Source organism: Streptomyces sp. NPDC059247, assembly GCF_042754005.1.
Classification (GTDB): domain Bacteria; phylum Actinomycetota; class Actinomycetes; order Streptomycetales; family Streptomycetaceae; genus Streptomyces.
On the sequence record NZ_JBHYZW010000002.1, the window covers coordinates 103,690 to 121,189 of the forward strand.

The following is a 17,500-nucleotide window of genomic DNA, read 5'->3' on the forward strand; positions in this document are numbered from 1 at the left end:
GGGAGGGCGGGAAGGGCGGTGCCGCCCTTCCCGCCCTCCCGTGGTGTCACGCGTCCGGTCCCCGGTGGAGGCGGGTCAGGGTGGTGTCCAGGTCCGTCGCGCAGGCGTTCGCGCGGTTGTACGGGAGCTTGCCGAGCATCAGGGCCATGCCGCAGGTGTTGGTGAGCGCCGAGAAGACCAGGCCGCCCGCGACGCCCGCCGAGAGCAGGGAGAAGGCGGGGTGGACCAGGAGGCCCAGGAGCAGGCCGAGGAGGACGAGCGAGCCCGCGACCAGCCTCACCTGGCGGTCCATCGCCCACACCGGCTTCGCGGGGGCGCCCGCCGGACGTGCCAGGCCGTGGCCGCGCGCGGCCCAGCCGCTCGTACCGCCGTCGAGGTCGTAGACCCCGATGCCCTCGCCCGCGAGCCGGGCGCAGGCGTTGGCCGAGCGGCTGCCGGACTGGCAGACGAGGAGCAGGCCGCCGCGCGCCGCCGCCTCCCGGAGGGCGGGGACGGCGCGGTCGAGACGGTCGAGCGGGACGTTGACGGCGCCGGGCACGTGTCCGGAGGCGTACTCGCCGGGCGTGCGGACGTCCACGACGGTGAGGTCGGCCAACCGGGCGCGGGCCTGGTCGGGGTCGAGCAGGAGGGGTGCGTTCATTGCAGGTGTCATCCTTGGTCTTCGACGGGAGCCCCGTGCTGGGGAGTAAATTACCCCCTGGGGTATCTGTGGAGGAGTGGCTGTGGAACTGGATCTCGCGGGTGCGGAGCTGAAGGCGGTCCTGAACCGGCTCCGCCGGGCTCAGGGCCAGATCTCCGGCGTGATCCGGATGATCGAGGAGGGCCGCGACTGCGAGGAGGTCGTGACCCAGCTGGCCGCCGCCTCCCGCGCCCTCGACCGGGCCGGGTTCGCGATCATCGCGACCGGGCTCCAGCAGTGTCTGACGGACGTCGAGGACGGCCAGCGGAACGGCGAGGACCGCGACGCCATGCGGGCCCGTCTGGAGAAGCTCTTCCTGTCGCTGGCGTAGGCCGCGGGGGGGCCGTCGCCGTCTCCAGGGGCGGCCTCCTTTTACGGGACCGTGCTGGTCTCAGGGCGGTCCGCCCCTGGGGCCGTGGTGGCTCCTGGGGCCGTGGCGACCCCCGGGGCCGAGGTGACCTCCGTAGTCGTGGCGGCATCTGTAGTCGTGGCGGTCTCCGGGGCCGTAGCGGCCTCCGTGGTCGTGGCGGTCTCTGGGGCCGCAGTGGCCCCCGGGGCCGTGGCTGCCTCCGGGGTCTCCGGCCCCCAGGGCATCCCTCCCGGCGGGTCCCGGGTTCACAGGACCGTCGCGTCCAGCAGCATCAGCGCCGCCGCCGCGAGGAGCGCCGCGCCGAAGATCCGGCGCAGGGTGGTCCCCGAGACCTTCGAGGCGAGGCGACGGCCGTCCCAGGCGCCGAGGATCGCCGCCCCCGCGAAGGGGGCGACCACCGCCCAGTCCAGCGGCTCGGCCGCGCCCGACCGGGCGAGCAGCGCGACCAGCGCGTTGGCCGCGACGACCAGCAGGCTGGTGCCGACCGCCTGACGCATCCGCAGTCCCACGACCTGGACCAGGGCGGGGACGGTCAGGAAGCCGCCGCCCACCCCGAGGATCCCGGTGACCGCGCCGAGTCCGGCGCCCGCGCCCGCGACGGCCGGGCCCGAGCGGCGCACTCCCTCCGCCGGGGCCGTGGGCCTGAGCATCCGGACCGCCGCGATCCCCGCCACCCCCGCGAACCCGGCGGTGAGCAGCGCCTCCGGGAGCCGGGCCGCGAGGAGGCCGCCGAGCGCCGCCGGGACCAGCCCCGCCGCCGCGAAGAGCGCGCCGGTCCGCCAGCGGACGTTGCCGTCCCTGGCGTGCCCGTGGAGCGCGGTCGCGGAGGTCGCGAGGACGATCAGGAGGCTCGCGGTCGCGGCGGCGGTCGGGGTGAAGCCGAGCAGATAAATCAGCACGGGCACGGCGAGGACGCTGCCCCCGCCGCCGAGCGCCCCGAGCGCGAGCCCGACGACGGCACCGGCCGCGAGGGCTATCAGCATCGGGCCGGTCCCGCCGGGCTCGCCGGACCTGTGGGGTCCGTGGGGCCCGTGGGAGGGCAGACGGGCGGACCGACACGGGGGCCGGGGCGCGTGGTGGTGGCGGGTCGGGCGGTGAGCGGGTCGATGGACGGCACGCCGCGCTCCTTTCGGGGCCGGGAGGCCGGAGGGTGGTCCCGAGCTGGGACTTATTACCCCCGGGGGTATACCAACGACCCTAACAGACGTACCCCCGGGGGTATTTTCCCCCGGGGGTACGCGAGTGCGGCGCCCGACCGCGGGGTCAGTCGACGGCCAGCCCCTTCAGCCGCTTCGCGATCTTCGCCAGGCGGGCTCCCTGGTAGCGGGCGGCGGCCAGGACGTTCTCCTGCGGGGCGCCGTTGGCGCCCGGGTGCGCGGTGCCGTACGGGTTGCCCCCGGCCGCGTACACCGCCGGGTCCGTGAAGCCCGGCGAGACGATGACCGAGCCCCAGTGGTGGAAGGTGTTGTAGAGCGCGAGCAGCGTCGACTCGTTGCCGCCGTGCACGTTGTGCGCGCTGGTGAAGGCGGTCGCGGGCTTGTCCGCCATGACCCCGCGCTGCCACAGGCCGCCCGTGCCGTCGACGTACTGCTTCAGCTGCGCGGCCACGTTGCCGAAGCGGGTCGGGGAGCCCAGCGCGTACGCGTCGGCCCACTCCAGGTCCTCCAGCGCGGCCACCTCCACGTCACCGGTGGCGTCCACGTGGGCCCGCCAGGCCGGGTTCGCGTCGATCGCGGCGTCGGGGGCCAGCTCCGGCACCCGGCGCAGCCGTACCTCGGCGCCCGCCTTCTCCGCGCCCTCCGCGACGGCCTGGGCGAGTCGATGGACGGAGCCCGTGGACGAGTAGTAGATGACGGCGACCTTGACGGACATGACGATCTCCTCAACCGGATTGCATTCCGTTTCCATCGGGAGCCTAAGTGGATTTCTATCCGGTTCGCAAGGGGGCCGAGTATGCTCGACAGCGAGGAACACCGGGACGGGCGGCCTGAGCAGGGGGAACGGGACGCGGCGGCGACAGGACGAAGGAGTCGGCAGATGAGCACGGAGAACCCCGGGATCGGGTGTACCGGGTGTACGGAGGACCGGGCGGCTTCACCGGCGACCCCTACCCGGGCGACCGGTCCCGTCACCGGTCCGGGCACCAGTCCCGTCACCAGTCCCGTCACCAGTCAGGGCGCAGGCCCGGCCGCAGGCCCGACCGCAGGTCCGGCCGCAGGTCCGGCCGCAGGGGCAGCCGCAGGCCCGACCGCAGGCCCGGCCGCAGGGGCAGTCGAGGCCGCGGCCACGAGGCCCGTCAGGGCCACGGGGACCGCCGCGACCACCGGGTCCACCACCTCCTCGCCGACCCCTCGAACCACAGCAGCCACAGCACCCACCCCCGCTACTCCGCCCCTCACCGGCCCCGCCGGTTCGTCCGTCCCCTCCGGTTCGTCCGCGCGGGCCGCCGCCCCTGCCCCGCCGTCCTCTTCGCCCGCGTTCGCCCTCCCGCTGCTCCCCGCCCCCGGCGCCCCCGCGCCCGAGCGGGCCGACGCCGCCCGCAACCGGCGCAGGATCCTCGACGCCACCGCCCGGATCGTCGCCGAGGAGGGCCCCGCCGCCGTCACCATGAACCAGGTCGCCCACGCCAGCGGCATCGGCGTCGGCACCGTCTACCGCCGCTTCGGCGATGTCACCCAGCTCCTGTGGGCACTCCTCGACGACCGCGAACGCCGCTTCCAGGAGGCGTACATGAGCGGCCCGCCGCCGCTCGGCCCCGGCGCCCCCGCCGACGAACGGCTCGACGCCTTCCTCGACGCCCTGGTCGACCGGATCGGCGAGCAGCGCGAGATCCTGCTCGCCGCCCACTCCGCCTCGCCGCGCGCCCGCCACCACAGCGGCGCGTACCAGGTGATGCACACCCATGTGTCGCTGCTCGTCGCCCGGCTCAGGCCCGGCGCCGACAGCGCGCTCCTCGCGGACCTGCTGCTCGCGCCGTTCGCCCCGGACGTCATGCACCACCTGGCGGTCGAACGGGAGCTGTCCGCCGACCGCCTGAAGGCGGGCGTACGGGAACTGCTCCGGCTGCGGGCCTGACGACCGGACGGCCGGGACGACGGGACGGCTGGACGGCGGTACGGGACGGGGCGGCGGTACGGGACGGCGGTACGGCCTCGGACGCCCCCGGCCGATCCCCGTCCAGCCGTCGGACCCCGCTGGACCCGGGGGTTCCGGGGAGCGCACGATCCCCGTATGACGAGCGACCCCCGGACCTTCCTGATCCTGCACGGCTACGAGAACCACCGGCCGCCCGGCCACTGGCAGCACTGGCTCGCCGGGGAGCTGCGGGCGCGCGGCCACGAGGTGCGCTACCCCCAGCTGCCCGCGCCCGACGCGCCCGTCCTCGACGACTGGCTCGCGGCCCTGGAGGAGCACGGGAAGCGGCCCGCGACCGGCGAGTTCGTGGTGCTCGCGCACAGCCTGTCCGTCCTGCTGTGGCTGCGGGCGGGCCCGCGCAGGCCGGACGCGGACCGGGTGCTGCTCGTCGCCCCGCCGTCGCCGCCGGTGACCGCCTCGATCGGGCCGATCGCCGCCTTCGCCGAAGGGCTCGACCTCACCGAGCGGGGGCTGACCGCACGGCTCGTGCACGGCGAGGGGGACCCCTACTGCCCGGACGGCGCCGATCTGCACTACGGGCTTCCGCTCGGCCTCGACACCGACCTCGTACCGGGCGGGGAGCACCTCAACCCGGACACCGGCTACGGGCCGTGGCCCTCGGTCCTGGCCTGGTGCGAGGACCCGGCGGTACGGATCGGGGGGCGCTGACGGGACGCCCTCCCGGCCCGGCGCGGCCCGTCGGCCCCCGTCGGCCGGTGGACGCCCTCCGCGGCCGGTGCGCGAAGGGGTGAGTCCACCGGGCGGGCGGCCCGCGCCGACGCGATGATCGGTCCATGAGCCCCGCGTCGCAGAGCCCCGGGCCGAGCCCGGTCCACGAGATCCACCTCGCCCAGCACCCCGAGGCCGACGCGCTGCTCGGCAGGTCGCCGCTCGCCGCGCTCGTCGGGATGCTCCTCGACCAGCAGGTGCCCATGGAGTGGGCGTTCTCGGGGCCGTACACGATCGCCTCCCGGCTCGGCGGGGACGACCTCGACGCGCACGAGATCGCCGTCCGCGACCCGGAGGAGTTCGCCGCGCTGCTCTCCGCGAAGCCCGCCGTGCACCGCTACCCGGGGTCGATGGCCCAGCGGGTGCAGCAGCTGTGCCGGTTCCTCGTCGAGGAGTACGGGGGTGACGCCGGGGCCGTATGGGCGGACGCGGCCACCGGGGAGGAACTGCTCGCCCGGCTGGAGGCACTGCCCGGTTTCGGCAGGCAGAAGGCGCAGATCTTCCTCGCGCTGCTCGGCAAGCGGTACGGGGTGCGGCCGAAGGGCTGGCGGGAGGCGGCGGGCCCCTACGGGGAGCGCGGGTCGTACCGCTCGGCCGCCGACATCACGGGCCCCGAGTCGCTGGCGAAGGTACGGGCGCACAAGCAGGAGATGAAGGCGGCGGCCAAAGCCGCCAAGGCCACCAAGACCACGAAGGACGTCAAGGACGCCAAGGACGCCAAAACGGCCAAGCCGACCAACACCACCAAGAGCACCAAGAGCACCAAGAGCACCAAGAGCACCAAGAGCACCAAGTCTGCCGAACCGGGCGAGGGCGGCGGAACGGTCAAGAGCCCCAGCGCCGCCCGAACCGCCAGATCCGGAGAGTCCGCCGGGACGACCGGACTGGCTGGATCGATGAAGAGAACGAAAGCGACCAAGCCGCCGAAATCATCAGGGAATTGATAATTCCAGATTTCAATCCTGCTCTATGTGGCAGGAATTGCGGAGAAGGTGTTCACAGAAGGCCCTGCTGATCGCTAACTTCCCCTCAACCTCGTCCGTAACGGGAAGGACTTCTGTGAACGCAACCCAGCGTCGTGCCGCGGCCATTCTGGCCGTCGCCGCCCTCGCCACCCCGCTGGTCCTCGCTTCCCCCGCCACCGCGGGGCAGGACCCCACGGCCGCACCCGCCCGTGATGCCGCCAAGCTGGCGAAGAAGCTGGTCAGCGAGACCACCGCCAAGGACGCCTTCAAGCACCTGCAGAAGTTCCAGGCGATAGCCGACTCGGCCGGCGGTCACCGCGCGGCCGGTTCCCTCGGCTACGACGCCTCGGCCGCGTACGTGTTCACGCAGCTGAAGAAGGCCGGCTACAACGTCTCGTACCAGAAGTTCGACTTCGAGTACACCGAGACGCAGGCCGAGAAGGCGTCCGTCGTCTCCCCCGCGCCCCGGACGCTCGACGTCAAGGCGATGACGTACACCAAGTCGACCCCGGTCGGCGGCATCACCACGGGCCTCGTGGCCGTCCCCGTCGACGCCGACGGCACCACCGGCTGCGAGCCGACCGACTTCGCCACCGGCACCTTCACCGGCAAGATCGCGCTGATCAAGCGCGGCGGCTGCACCTTCTCCGTCAAGCAGCAGAACGCCGCCGCCGCCGGTGCCGCCGCGGCCCTCATCTACAACAACACCGAAGGCGCCCTCTCCGGCACCCTCGGCAGCGCCGCCGACGGCAAGATCCCGACCGGTGGCCTCACCCAGGCGGAGGGCTCGCAGCTCGCCGCCGACCTGGTCAACGGCCCGGTCACGCTGAAGGTGGAGATCCGCCAGCTCCAGCAGATCCGCACCACCAACAACGTCCTCGCGGAGACCAAGGGCGGCAACGCCGCCAACACCGTGATGCTCGGCTCGCACCTCGACTCCGTCACCGCGGGCCCCGGCATCAACGACAACGGCTCCGGCTCCGCCGGTCTCCTCCAGACCGCCCTGGAGCTGGCCAAGTCGAAGGACAAGGTCCGCAACAAGGTCCGCTTCGCCTGGTGGTCTGCCGAGGAGAACGGCCTGCTCGGCTCCGAGCACTACGTCAAGAACCTGACGGCGCTCGACAAGAACGAGATCAAGCTCTACCTCAACTTCGACATGATCGCGTCGCCGAACTACGGCCAGTTCGTGTACGACGGCGACAACTCGGACGGCGTCGGCGCGGGCCCCGGCCCCGAGGGCTCCGCCCAGCTGGAGAAGGGCATCAACGACTACCTCGACAAGAAGGGCATCCCGCACTCGGGCACCGACTTCGACGGGCGCTCCGACTACGGCCCGTTCATCGAGGTCGGCATCCCCTCCGGCGGCACCTTCACCGGCGCCGAGGGCATCAAGTCCGCCGCGCAGGCGGCCAAGTTCGGCGGCACGGCGGGCGTCGCGTTCGACGTGAACTACCACGCCAAGGGCGACGACATCAAGAACGTCAACATGAAGGCGTTCGCCATCAACATCGGCGTCATCGCCAACGCCGTGGGCACCTACGCGCACGACATCTCGTCGCTGCGCAAGCCGGTCCCCTTCGTCCCCACCACCGGTGAGGACAACGGCAGCGGCGGTCTGCACGACCACCACGAGCCCACCAGCTGAACCACCGCACCACCGGTCCGGACGGCGTGATCAGCGCCGTCGGCGGGCGGTCCCGAACAGCGAACGGCTGATCTCCCGGCCCAACTGGGTGCCGATCGACCGCGTGAGGGACTTGAACATCCCGCTGCCGACGACCTGTTCGACGAGCGAGGGCTCCTCCTTGGGGGCCCTCGCTCCCGTCGGTACGGGCCCGGCGGGCCGCTCCGGCGGGGCCACCGGGCCCGCCTCCGCCGCCGCCGCGCCCGCCTCCCGCGCCGCCAGCTTCTCGTACGCCGACTCCCGGTCCACCGCCTGCGCGTACCGCCCGAACAGCGGCGAGTCCCGCACCGCCGCCGCGAGGACCGCCGCGTCCACCGGACCCATCAGCGACTCCGGGGCCCGCAGCCGGGTCGCCGCCACCGGCGTCGGCGCCCCCCGCTCGCTCAGTACGGTGACCACCGCCTCGCCCGTACCGAGACCGGTCAGCACCTCCTCCAGGTCGTACGGCGAGTTCGGGAAGGTCCGCACGGTCGCCTTCAGGGCCTTCGCGTCGTCCGGGGTGAAGGCGCGCAGCGCGTGCTGTACCCGGTTGCCCAACTGCCCCAGCACATCGGCCGGTACGTCCTTCGGGGTCTGCGTCACGAAGAACACCCCGACGCCCTTCGAGCGGATCAGCCGGACCGTCTGGGTGATCGACTCCAGGAACGCCTTCGACGCCCCCTTGAACAGCAGGTGCGCCTCGTCGAAGAAGAACACCAGCTTCGGCTTGTCCAGGTCGCCGACCTCCGGGAGACCGTTGTAGAGGTCCGCCAGCATCCACATCAGGAAGGTCGAGAAGAGCTGCGGCCGGTCCCCCACCGAAGGAAGCTCCAGGACCGACACGATCCCGCGCCCGTCCGGCGCCGTCCGCAGGAACTCCGCCGTGTCGAACTCCGGCTGCCCGAAGAACTCCCCCGCGCCCCCCTGCTCGAAGGCGGTGAGCGCCCGCAGGATCACCCCCGCCGTCGCCGTCGACAGACCCCCGATCCCCTTCAGCTCGGGCTTGCCCACGTCCGACACCAGGAACGCCACGACCGCCCGCAGGTCCTTCAGGTCGTCCAGTTCCAGGCCCTTGGAGTCCGCGTAGTGGAAGATCAGGCCGAGGGACTGCTCCTGCGTCGGGTTGAGCTGGAGCACCTTGGAGAGCAGGACCGGGCCGAAACCGGTCACCGTGGCCCGCACCGGGATGCCGGGACCGGTGCCGCCCAGCCCGTAGAACTCGCAGGGGAAGCCCGTCGCCCGCCACTCCTGGCCGACCTGCGCGGCCCGCTCCCGGACCTTCCCGCCGTCGGCGCCGGGCGCCGAGATCCCCGAGACGTCCCCCTTGATGTCGGCGAGGAAGACCGGCACGCCGTTCGCCGACAACTGCTCGGCGATCAGCTGGAGCGTCTTCGTCTTGCCGGTGCCGGTCGCCCCGGCGACCAGTCCGTGCCGGTTGAGGACGGCCAGCGGGACGCGGACCGGCGCGTCCGGGTGACAGACGCCGTCCCAGAGCAACGCCCCCAGTTCGAGTGCCGCGCCCTCGAAGGCGTACCCCTCGGCGATCGCGGCGGCGGGCCCCGCAAGGGCCTCCGGCGGCTGCTCACTCCCGCTCATCACGGCACCCCGATTCCGGTTTGTCATAGTTCGCACCAGCATCGCACTGCCCGCGCATGGCTGCGCCGGGAGCCGCTCGCCCGGTAGGCTTTCCGTGTGATCTTCAAGCGCATCGGAAACGGAAAGCCGTATCCCGACCACGGCCGGGAAAGCACCCGGCAGTGGGCGGACGTCGCCCCGCGCCCGGTCCGTCTCGATCAGCTGGTCACCACCAAGGGCCAGCTGGACCTCGAGACGCTGCTCGCGGAGGACTCCACCTTCTACGGCGACCTCTTCGCGCACGTCGTGAAGTGGCAGGGCGACCTCTACCTCGAGGACGGACTGCACCGCGCCGTCCGCGCGGCGCTCCAGCAGCGTCAGGTGCTGCACGCCCGCGTCCTGGAAATGGACTGACACCGCGCCCGGCCGCCGCTCCGCGACTGACCCTTTCGGGGCCGGTTCACCCCCATCCGGACGCGATCACATGATCATCAAGTAGGCATCGCCGACGGCCGGCACTACGCTGCGCTCATGAGCATGCTCACTCCCCCAGGAATGGGCGGAAAGTACCGCATCACAGGGGACACCTACCCCCGAATGCGCCGCCCGCGGCGCCGTCGCAGGATCGTCCTCGCGGCCTCGGCCGCCGTGGTCGTGCTCGGCGCGGCAGGCTGGGGCACGCTCCAGCTCGTCGACGTCTTCTCGGGCGACGGGGGCAAGCAGACGACGGCCGGGAAGCAGACCGACTGCAAACCCGCCCCCCGGGCGACCGCCGCGCCCGCCGCCGCCCTCCCGAAACCCGCCCAGATCACGGTCAACGTCTACAACGCGACCCCGCGCGGCGGACTCGCCAAGACGACCGCCGACGAGCTCAAGAAGCGCGGCTTCACCATCGGCAAGGTGGGGAACGCCCCCGCCGCCTACGACAAGAAGGTCCCCGGCTCCGGGCTGCTGCTCGGCGCCCCCGGTGCCACCAAGGGCGCCTTCCCGGTGCTCGGCACCCAGCTCAAGGGCGCCACCACCAGGACGGACACCCGGGGCACGGCCGACATCGACCTGATCATCGGGACGGCCTTCAAGAACCTGGACCCGAAGGCCACGGCGGACGCGGCCCTGACCGCGCTCACCAAGCCCGCACCGGCCCCGGCCGGGAAGTGCTGAGCCCGCTCCGGAAGCGGCGGAGCCGCCGGGGCCGCTGAGGTGCCCGGGGCCCGTGGCCCCGCGCCGGAGGACACCCGGCGCGGCCACGGGCGTGTTCCCCGGGACCGCCCCTGCGCGAGAAGAGCGGGAACACGGAAGAGGGCGGACCGGAGACCGGTCCGCCCTCTTCCGTGTTCACAGTTCAGATGCCGTCGGGGTCACCTGCCGTCGGGGTCCCGACAGGGGGAGCCCCACCGGCGAAGTCCCCGCCGGTGGGATCCTCAGCCGACAGCCGACGGAACCCCCGCTCGGTGGAATCCCTACTCGGCCGAGCCGTACATGCGGTCGCCCGCGTCGCCCAGGCCCGGGACGATGTAGCCCTGCTCGTTGAGGCGCTCGTCGACCGAGGCCGTCACCACGGTCACCGGGGTGCCCGCGAGGTCCCGCTCCATGACCGCGACGCCCTCCGGGGCGGCCAGCAGCACCACGGCGGTCACGTCGTCGGCGCCGCGCCTGATCAGCTCCTGGATCGCCGCGACCAGCGTGCCGCCGGTCGCCAGCATCGGGTCCAGGACGTACACCTGGCGGCCCGAGAGGTCCTCCGGCATCCGCGTGGCGTAGGTGGACGCCTCCAGCGTCTCCTCGTTGCGGATCATGCCCAGGAAGCCGACCTCGGCGGTCGGGAGCAGCCGGACCATGCCGTCGAGCATCCCGAGCCCGGCGCGCAGGATCGGGACGACGAGCGGGCGCGGGTACGACAGCTTCACACCGGTCGTGGCCGTGACGGGGGTCTCGATGTCGACCTGCTCGGTCCGCACGTCCCTGGTGGCCTCGTAGGCGAGCAGGGTGACCAGCTCGTCGGAGAGCCGACGGAAGGTCGCGGAGTCGGTGCGCTTGTCGCGCAGCGTGGTGAGCTTGTGGGCGACCAGCGGGTGGTCGACGACGTGGAGACGCATGACTCAACAGTAGCCCGCCGCGCACTGGCGTCGACCCACGCCACTGGGGGAAGGTGGGGAGCACGGGGACCCAGCGATGGGGTGGAGTGACCGATGCCCGACCTGGAAGAACCGGCCGACGGCGCCGCCGAGGGGGCGGCCCGGACACCGGGACCGGAGACGGACGCGGAGCGCCGCAGGCGCCGCGCCCAGTTCCTGCGTGAGCTCCACGAGGCGAAGGCGCTGCGCGAGCGCGTACAGCCCAGACGCGCACGGGCCGCCCGGATGCGTCAGGCGATGCGGATGCGAACCTTCCGCTGGTGAGGGGGCCGGAGCGGCGCGAGCGCGGCCAAACCGGCTGGGTCCGGCCGTGCGCCCCCCGTGTGCGCCGGGGTCGCGCGCCCGTCCGATCGCGGGGTCGTTCAGACTGATGCACGACGCAAGAGCCGAAGACCTCTCCTGTCGCCGTCGTTTCTGTCACGATGCCGATTGGGCGGGGCATCAGGAGCGCGCCGCCGGATCGTCACACCTCTGATCAGTGGGAGAGAGTCAGGTGTACTTCGCCGCACTGCTCGCGCGCACCGAAGACGGGTGGGAAGCGAGCGACACGGAGCTCGACGACGTGGAGACCCTGTCGGATCTGACCGAGCTGGCCCGTGAGGCCTCGGACGACGACACGGTGATCGTCTTCATCGAGCAGGAGGACGCGTGGTTCGGGATCGTACGGATCGAGGGTGAGGAAGACCCTCGCGTCTACGTCTCGGACGGCGCCGCCGCCGCCCGTTCCTCGTACGGGGAGATCCTCACCCGGGAGATCCTGGGCGACGAACTGGACGACATCGACGACGAACTGGAAGCCCTGGACCTGGACGGCACGGAGGACGGCGAACCGCTCGCCGAGTCCGACGACGACGGTCCGGCCGGCCCCGCCGAGATCGTGCCGGCCGCCCCGGTCGGCGACCGGCTGATCCTCGCGGACCTCGGAGTGTCGGCGGCCGATCTGCTGGCCCTCGACAGCGACGCCCTCGCGGAGATCGCGGAGGCGCTGGGGGCCGCCGAGGTCCTGGAGGCCGTCCGCTAGTGGCACGTGCGCGACCCCTCCCCGACACGACGGACGGCCCCGGGCCCCTGGGCGACGCCCCGGAGACCCCTTCGGGCGATCCCGTACGGGACCCCTGGCGGGCGTCCATGCGGCTCGCCCTCGCCGAGGCCGACGCGGCGGTGCCGGCCGGTGACGTACCGGTCGGCGCGGTCGTGCTCGGCCCCGACGGCGCGGTCCTCGCCCGCGCCCACAACGAGCGGGAGGCCACGGGCGACCCCACGGCGCACGCCGAGGTGCTCGCCCTGCGCCGGGCGGCCGAGGCGACCGGCGCGTGGCGGCTGACGGGCTGCACGCTGGTGGTGACCCTGGAACCGTGCGTGATGTGCGCCGGGGCGCTGGTCCAGTCCCGGGTCGAGCGGGTGGTGTTCGGCGCCGCCGACGAGAAGGCGGGCGCGGCGGGCTCGCTCTGGGACCTGGTGCGCGACCGGCGGCTCAACCATCGCCCCGAGGTGGTCCACGGGGTGCTCGGCGAGGAGTGCGCGGAGCAGCTGACGGCCTTCTTCCGGGACCGCTGACCCCGCCCCGCCCGGCACCGCGATACGGATTTCATCGCAGCCGGAAGTTCCGCTAAGCTCTCTCTCGGTAGCGTGTCCGAGCGGCCGAAGGAGCTCGCCTCGAAAGCGAGTGTGGCGCAAGTCACCGAGGGTTCAAATCCCTCCGCTACCGCTTCGACCGAAGGGCCCGGCGCATCAGCGCCGGGCCCTTCGGCGTACTCCGGGACCGGATGCGCGCCCGGACACCCGTAGGGGCTCGGACACCCGTAGGGGAAGGCACCGGCCGCCCGTACGGGAGGGGCATCGGGGGACCCGTACGGGGAAGGCCCCGGAGTCACCCCCTACGGGAGCACCCGACACCCGGGATACGGACACGGCACGGACAGGGAAGAGGCCCCGGCCGTGCGCTCAGGGGAGCACGGACGGGGCCTCGTTCTGGGGCATCCGGCGGTTCCGGGACGTCCGGGGAGCTCACGGTGTCCGGGGATCCGGAGGACTAGGACGGGGGGAGCGGCATCGGGGGGACAAGCCGCTCCCCCCGATGAGAACCGGTCCTGCAAGTCCTGCGCCGCAGTCAGGGGGGAAGCTCGCGGCGCGGACCCCGCAGTGAGGGCCGGTTCCAGGAGCCTGGAGGATTCCTGCCAGATCCGCCGGGCTCGAGATCCATCCTGCTCGCCCCCGCCCCTTCCGGGGGACGGCAAAAGACCCCGATCTCCGGGCCCTTGGTCCATAAACCCTCGGTTAGAGTGGCGCGGTCGCACGGCGGGACGCAGGCGGGGAACCAGGGGAGGGCCGGCCATGGCGCAGGTGAAGAAGGTCGCGTTGTACGCGGTGGTGGTCTTCGTGCTGTACACGATCGTCACCTCCCCTTCCAGGGCCGCCGATCTCGTGCAGGTAGGGTTCGAGGGCATTTCCAGCGCCGCCCAGGGTGTCGGCGAGTTCATGACCGAACTCATCAACTAGGAGCTCTCCGTGATCCGCCATCTGGTCCTGTTCAAGCTGAACGAGGGCGTCTCGCGCGACGAGCCGCGCGTCGCCGCCGGCGCGGAGGCGTTCCGCGCGCTCGGCGACCAGATCCCCGAGCTGCGCTTCTGGGAGTGCGCCTGGAACGTCTCGGACCGGCCGATCGCCTACGACTTCGCGATCAACTCGGCCGTCGAGGACCCGGAAGCGCTCCAGCGCTACCTGGACCACCCCGCGCACCAGGCGGGCGTCGCCCAGTGGCGCGCGTTCTCCACCTGGGTGATCGCCGACTACCCGTTCTAGAGCGGGCCCCGGAAAGCGACGCCCCGGCGGGCTTTCCGCACCCCCTCCCAGGTCATGGGCGTCCCTGACGCCGACCGGGCCCCCCGTCCGCGCGCGGGGGGCCTTTTCCGTGCGCGACCTCTATCTTTTCCGCCACTATGCCCTCAACACGTAGTAATGCGGTGCTTGCACACAGTGGACATGTCTTGTGATGCTATGACCGCTTTTGATGGATGAATCGACCGCAGTCGAGCAGTGGACCCGCAAGACCAGCCAGAGGGGTGGCGTGAACGTGCCGGCCAGTACAGCGCCTCAAGTCCCGCCCCAGCACGAGGCGGGCGGCGTGGAGACCTCCCGTCCCCGCCCCCAGAGCACCCGTGGCGCCGACACCCGCGCCCTCACCCAGGTCCTCTTCGGGCAGCTCAAGGACCTGGAACCGGGCAGCGCCGAGCACCACCGGGTGCGCGGCGCCCTCATCGAGGCCAACCTGCCGCTGGTGCGGTACGCGGCGGCCCGCTTCCGCTCCCGGAACGAGCCGATGGAGGACGTCGTCCAGGTCGGCACCATCGGTCTGATCAACGCCATCGACCGCTTCGACCCGGACCGGGGCGTGCAGTTCCCGACCTTCGCCATGCCGACCGTCGTCGGGGAGATCAAGCGGTACTTCCGCGACAACGTCCGCACCGTGCACGTACCGCGCCGTCTGCACGAGCTGTGGGTCCAGGTGAACGGCGCCACCGAGGACCTGACCACCGCCCACGGCCGCTCCCCCACGACCGCCGAGATCGCCGAACTGCTGCGGATCGGCGAGGACGAGGTGCTCGCCTGCATCGAGGCGGGACGCTCGTACCACGCCACCTCCCTGGAAGCCGCGCAGGAGGGCGACGGACTGCCCGGACTGCTCGACCGGCTCGGCTACGAGGACCCCGCGCTCGCCGGGGTGGAGCACCGCGACCTCGTCCGGCACCTGCTCGTCCAGCTGCCCGAGCGGGAGCAGCGCATCCTGATGCTGCGCTACTACAGCAATCTGACCCAGTCCCAGATCAGCCAGGAGCTCGGGGTCTCCCAGATGCACGTGTCAAGGCTCCTCGCCCGGAGCTTCGCCCGGTTGAGATCCGCAAACAGGATCGAGGCGTAACCGGAACGGGTAGACCGGTTCGGAGCAGTTCTCCCGCGCCCCAAATGCCGCACACCCCTTGTTTCCTGCGGATATACGCCCTCGGCTTGTCGACAAGTCACTACAGCGCGTTGCCGACATGTGACATTCTGCTGGAACCGAGTTTGCCGCAGCTCCGCCGCCGGTATTCAGGTGGAAGCTGCGTTCCTCAGATGGTCGCGGCCACCGCGACCGTCCGCGACCTCAAGGGGGTGGCATGTCCACAGAACTGGGCAGCTCGAAGGTGCTCACGCTCACGCCCGTCACCGTGCCCGCGCAGCCGACGGCGCCCGACGGCACGACCACCGGCGGCGCGGAGACCTCGCCGCCGCCGGTGGTCGTGCCGTCGGGCGCCCTCGACACCCGCACCCTCTCGCGCTCCCTGTTCCTGCGGCTGCACGCCCTCGACATCGCGGGGATCGCCAAGGACAGCCCCGAGCGGACCTACGTCCGCGACACCCTCATCGAGCTGAACCTGCCGCTCGTGCGGTACGCGGCGGCCCGCTTCCGCTCCCGGAACGAGCCGATGGAGGACATCGTCCAGGTCGGCACCATCGGCCTGATCAAGGCGATCGACCGCTTCGACTGCGAACGGGGCGTGGAGTTCCCGACGTTCGCGATGCCGACCGTCGTCGGGGAGATCAAGCGCTTCTTCCGCGACACCTCGTGGTCGGTGCGCGTCCCGCGCCGCCTCCAGGAGCTGCGCCTGGCCCTCACCAAGGCCAGCGACGAGCTGGCGCAGAAGCTCGACCGCTCCCCCACCGTGCCCGAACTCGCCGCCGTGCTGGGGGTGTCGGAGGAGGACGTCGTCGACGGTCTCGCCGTGGGCAACGCGTACACCGCCTCCTCACTCGACTCCCCCTCGCCCGAGGACGACGGCGGCGAGGGTTCGCTCGCCGACCGCCTGGGCTACGAGGACACCGCCCTCGAAGGCGTCGAGTACCGCGAGTCGCTCAAGCCGCTGCTGGCCAAACTCCCGCCCAGGGAACGGCAGATCATCATGCTCCGCTTCTTCGCGAACATGACGCAGTCGCAGATCGGCGAGGAGGTCGGCATCTCCCAGATGCACGTCTCCCGGCTGCTCACCCGCACGCTCGCCCAACTGCGCGACGGACTCATCGCGGACTGAGATCGGACCGAGTCCCGGACTGAGTTCCGGGCCGAGTCCCGGGTCGAGTTCCGGGCCGAGTTCCGCGAAGGACTCCCTTCCTGACGGAGCGTCAGTCAGACTGGCGGTCATGGGGCGAAGGAAGCCGGTACTCGTGACGGTGGCGCTCTGCCTCGGCGGAGCGCTGACCGCCTGCGGCGGCGGAGACGGCGAGGGGTACGCGGCGGTGGGCGCGGGCCCCTCCCCCCGAGGAGCGGTCACCCCGTCCGGCGCGGTCACCCTGGTGCCCCTGGACGGCCCCGCGCCGAGCGGGGACACCTCCAGCACCTCGTCCCCCTCACCGTCCCCACACGCCCCGGGCGACCCTTCGGGTACGGGAGTGAGTATGGGCCCGGCCACCGCCCCGGGCGCGGGACCGGGCACGCGTACGGAAGCCGGTACGGGCGCCCCCACGGGCCCCGGCGGTGGTACGCGGCCGGGCGCGGGCCCCGGCACCTCCCCGGCGTCCGTGCCCGGCGGCCCCGGCACGGCACCCGGCCACGGGACCGGCGCCCCTCCTCCCCGCACCCCCTCCGCGCCGCCCCCGAGGCCCACGCCCGGCACCGGGGCGCCCACGGCACCGACGCCCGCTCCCGGGCCCGCCCTGCTGACCGTCTCCGCGCCCGTTCTCGCCGACGGGGACCGGCGCTGGTGCGAGCGGGTGACCGTCACCTTCCGGAACGGCGGGGGCACGGCGGCCCGTTCGGGCACGGTCACCTTCGCCACCCATGTCATCGGCGTCCTCGGGACCGACTGGGCCACGCTCACCTCCACCCGGCCGCTGCCCGCCCCGATCGCCGCCGGGACCGCCCGGACGGAGACGTACGACGTGTGCGTGGACGCCTGGCGGGTGCCGCTCGGGATGCGGATCGACACCCGGGAGGTCACCGCCGTCTGGCGGTGAGCGACGCCACCGCGAGGAGCCCGGGGCCGGGGACCTGGGCGCCGGGGCCCGGCCCGACCTGACCCGACCCGGCCCGACCTGACCCGGCCCGGCCCCCGGACTGGCCCTCCCGGACCATCGGGGCGAGCCCCGGGAGGCTCCCCTCCACAGGAGCACGCCCTCCCCTATAGAGGGGAGCGGCTCCACGAGACACCGGGAGCGGACGTGAGAGGTGGGCCGGGCCGCTCCGCGCGGCACCGGCCCACCTCGGGGTTCGGAAGG

19 protein-coding genes, 1 tRNA gene and 1 pseudogene are annotated in these 17,500 nt (G+C 72.7%); 16 read left to right on the plus strand and 5 right to left on the minus strand.

Annotated features, from left to right (window positions below):
* Positions 1–46: 46 nt before the first annotated feature.
* Positions 47–640: a rhodanese-like domain-containing protein gene (locus ACFXGN_RS04355; RefSeq protein ID WP_384853310.1), complete on the minus strand. Its 594-nt coding sequence runs from the start codon at positions 638–640 to the stop codon at positions 47–49.
* Positions 641–722: 82 nt separating this feature from the next.
* Here ACFXGN_RS04355 and ACFXGN_RS04360 point away from each other — a divergent pair, with 82 nt between their 5' ends.
* Positions 723–1,010, plus strand: a complete 288-nt coding sequence (locus ACFXGN_RS04360; RefSeq protein WP_384853313.1) for a metal-sensitive transcriptional regulator — start codon at positions 723–725, stop codon at positions 1,008–1,010.
* Between the two features lie 284 nt (positions 1,011–1,294).
* Here the strand turns inward: ACFXGN_RS04360 and ACFXGN_RS04365 are convergent, their stop codons facing one another.
* Together ACFXGN_RS04365 and wrbA are read right to left on the minus strand one after the other, a co-directional pair.
* Entirely contained in the window at positions 1,295–2,032 is a 738-nt protein-coding gene (locus ACFXGN_RS04365; RefSeq protein ID WP_384853316.1) for a sulfite exporter TauE/SafE family protein, read from the minus strand.
* A 280-nt stretch (positions 2,033–2,312) separates the two neighbouring features.
* Positions 2,313–2,921: an NAD(P)H:quinone oxidoreductase gene (wrbA, locus tag ACFXGN_RS04370; protein WP_384853319.1), complete on the minus strand. Its 609-nt coding sequence runs from the start codon at positions 2,919–2,921 to the stop codon at positions 2,313–2,315.
* 165 nt (positions 2,922–3,086) lie between these two features.
* Between wrbA and ACFXGN_RS04375 the strand changes: the two genes are divergently transcribed.
* From ACFXGN_RS04375 to ACFXGN_RS04390, 4 genes and pseudogenes are all read left to right on the plus strand, one after another.
* Complete coding sequence (locus ACFXGN_RS04375; RefSeq protein WP_384853321.1) at positions 3,087–4,124, plus strand: TetR/AcrR family transcriptional regulator; 1,038 nt, start codon at positions 3,087–3,089, stop codon at positions 4,122–4,124.
* 156 nt (positions 4,125–4,280) lie between these two features.
* Positions 4,281–4,853 (plus strand): RBBP9/YdeN family alpha/beta hydrolase, encoded by a 573-nt coding sequence (locus ACFXGN_RS04380; protein ID WP_384853324.1) that lies wholly within the window; start codon positions 4,281–4,283, stop codon positions 4,851–4,853.
* A gap of 125 nt (positions 4,854–4,978) precedes the next feature.
* Positions 4,979–5,596 (plus strand): annotated as a pseudogene (locus ACFXGN_RS04385) (HhH-GPD-type base excision DNA repair protein); the annotation flags it as partial.
* A 376-nt stretch (positions 5,597–5,972) separates the two neighbouring features.
* Entirely contained in the window at positions 5,973–7,523 is a 1,551-nt protein-coding gene (locus tag ACFXGN_RS04390; RefSeq protein ID WP_384853327.1) for a M28 family metallopeptidase, read from the plus strand.
* A gap of 30 nt (positions 7,524–7,553) precedes the next feature.
* On the opposite strand, the gene ACFXGN_RS04395 is transcribed toward ACFXGN_RS04390, so the two are convergent.
* On the minus strand, positions 7,554–9,137 hold the full coding sequence (locus tag ACFXGN_RS04395; protein WP_384853330.1) for a helicase HerA-like domain-containing protein: 1,584 nt from the start codon (positions 9,135–9,137) through the stop codon (positions 7,554–7,556).
* A gap of 96 nt (positions 9,138–9,233) precedes the next feature.
* Here ACFXGN_RS04395 and ACFXGN_RS04400 point away from each other — a divergent pair, with 96 nt between their 5' ends.
* Positions 9,234–9,530 (plus strand): type II toxin-antitoxin system VapB family antitoxin, encoded by a 297-nt coding sequence (locus ACFXGN_RS04400; RefSeq protein ID WP_015034993.1) that lies wholly within the window; start codon positions 9,234–9,236, stop codon positions 9,528–9,530.
* A 117-nt stretch (positions 9,531–9,647) separates the two neighbouring features.
* Positions 9,648–10,277 (plus strand): LytR C-terminal domain-containing protein, encoded by a 630-nt coding sequence (locus tag ACFXGN_RS04405; protein ID WP_384853332.1) that lies wholly within the window; start codon positions 9,648–9,650, stop codon positions 10,275–10,277.
* A gap of 299 nt (positions 10,278–10,576) precedes the next feature.
* Here the strand turns inward: ACFXGN_RS04405 and upp are convergent, their stop codons facing one another.
* Positions 10,577–11,212, minus strand: coding sequence for a uracil phosphoribosyltransferase (gene upp / locus ACFXGN_RS04410; protein ID WP_351789715.1), 636 nt, complete (start codon positions 11,210–11,212; stop codon positions 10,577–10,579).
* Between the two features lie 93 nt (positions 11,213–11,305).
* On the opposite strand from upp, the gene ACFXGN_RS04415 reads away from it, so the two are divergent.
* From ACFXGN_RS04415 to ACFXGN_RS04455, 9 genes are all read left to right on the plus strand, one after another.
* Positions 11,306–11,515 carry a hypothetical protein gene (locus ACFXGN_RS04415; protein ID WP_351789713.1) on the plus strand — a complete coding sequence of 70 codons (210 nt, stop codon included), beginning with the start codon at positions 11,306–11,308 and terminating at the stop codon, positions 11,513–11,515.
* A 229-nt stretch (positions 11,516–11,744) separates the two neighbouring features.
* On the plus strand, positions 11,745–12,272 hold the full coding sequence (locus ACFXGN_RS04420; RefSeq protein ID WP_384853336.1) for a hypothetical protein: 528 nt from the start codon (positions 11,745–11,747) through the stop codon (positions 12,270–12,272).
* A 107-nt stretch (positions 12,273–12,379) separates the two neighbouring features.
* Positions 12,380–12,808 carry a tRNA adenosine(34) deaminase TadA gene (gene tadA, locus ACFXGN_RS04425; RefSeq protein WP_384854477.1) on the plus strand — a complete coding sequence of 143 codons (429 nt, stop codon included), beginning with the start codon at positions 12,380–12,382 and terminating at the stop codon, positions 12,806–12,808.
* 66 nt (positions 12,809–12,874) lie between these two features.
* Positions 12,875–12,959, plus strand: a tRNA-Ser gene (locus ACFXGN_RS04430).
* Positions 12,960–13,585: 626 nt separating this feature from the next.
* The gene (locus ACFXGN_RS04435) at positions 13,586–13,750 is read left to right on the plus strand and encodes a hypothetical protein (protein WP_366445390.1); all 165 of its coding nucleotides are present in this window, start codon (positions 13,586–13,588) and stop codon (positions 13,748–13,750) included.
* 9 nt (positions 13,751–13,759) lie between these two features.
* On the plus strand, positions 13,760–14,053 hold the full coding sequence (locus tag ACFXGN_RS04440) for a Dabb family protein (RefSeq protein ID WP_384853339.1): 294 nt from the start codon (positions 13,760–13,762) through the stop codon (positions 14,051–14,053).
* A 271-nt stretch (positions 14,054–14,324) separates the two neighbouring features.
* Positions 14,325–15,170: an RNA polymerase sigma factor SigF gene (locus ACFXGN_RS04445; protein ID WP_384853341.1), complete on the plus strand. Its 846-nt coding sequence runs from the start codon at positions 14,325–14,327 to the stop codon at positions 15,168–15,170.
* A gap of 235 nt (positions 15,171–15,405) precedes the next feature.
* A complete protein-coding gene (locus ACFXGN_RS04450; RefSeq protein WP_384853343.1) occupies positions 15,406–16,317 on the plus strand; it encodes an RNA polymerase sigma factor SigF in 912 nt (303 codons plus the stop codon).
* A 109-nt stretch (positions 16,318–16,426) separates the two neighbouring features.
* Positions 16,427–17,239, plus strand: a complete 813-nt coding sequence (locus tag ACFXGN_RS04455) for a hypothetical protein (RefSeq protein ID WP_384853346.1) — start codon at positions 16,427–16,429, stop codon at positions 17,237–17,239.
* Positions 17,240–17,500 lie beyond the last annotated feature (261 nt).

Coding starts and splice junctions, on each gene's coding strand:
- tadA (WP_384854477.1), top strand. CDS start 12,380: ATGCGGCTCGCCCTCGCCGAGGCCGACGCGGCGGTGCCGGCCGGTGAC.
- ACFXGN_RS04455 (WP_384853346.1), top strand. CDS start 16,427: ATGGGGCGAAGGAAGCCGGTACTCGTGACGGTGGCGCTCTGCCTCGGC.
- ACFXGN_RS04365 (WP_384853316.1), bottom strand. CDS start 2,032: ATGCTGATAGCCCTCGCGGCCGGTGCCGTCGTCGGGCTCGCGCTCGGG.
- ACFXGN_RS04395 (WP_384853330.1), bottom strand. CDS start 9,137: ATGAGCGGGAGTGAGCAGCCGCCGGAGGCCCTTGCGGGGCCCGCCGCC.
- ACFXGN_RS04450 (WP_384853343.1), top strand. CDS start 15,406: ATGTCCACAGAACTGGGCAGCTCGAAGGTGCTCACGCTCACGCCCGTC.
- upp (WP_351789715.1), bottom strand. CDS start 11,212: ATGCGTCTCCACGTCGTCGACCACCCGCTGGTCGCCCACAAGCTCACC.
- ACFXGN_RS04405 (WP_384853332.1), top strand. CDS start 9,648: ATGAGCATGCTCACTCCCCCAGGAATGGGCGGAAAGTACCGCATCACA.
- ACFXGN_RS04380 (WP_384853324.1), top strand. CDS start 4,281: ATGACGAGCGACCCCCGGACCTTCCTGATCCTGCACGGCTACGAGAAC.
- ACFXGN_RS04415 (WP_351789713.1), top strand. CDS start 11,306: ATGCCCGACCTGGAAGAACCGGCCGACGGCGCCGCCGAGGGGGCGGCC.
- ACFXGN_RS04375 (WP_384853321.1), top strand. CDS start 3,087: ATGAGCACGGAGAACCCCGGGATCGGGTGTACCGGGTGTACGGAGGAC.
- wrbA (WP_384853319.1), bottom strand. CDS start 2,921: ATGTCCGTCAAGGTCGCCGTCATCTACTACTCGTCCACGGGCTCCGTC.
- ACFXGN_RS04435 (WP_366445390.1), top strand. CDS start 13,586: ATGGCGCAGGTGAAGAAGGTCGCGTTGTACGCGGTGGTGGTCTTCGTG.
- ACFXGN_RS04355 (WP_384853310.1), bottom strand. CDS start 640: ATGAACGCACCCCTCCTGCTCGACCCCGACCAGGCCCGCGCCCGGTTG.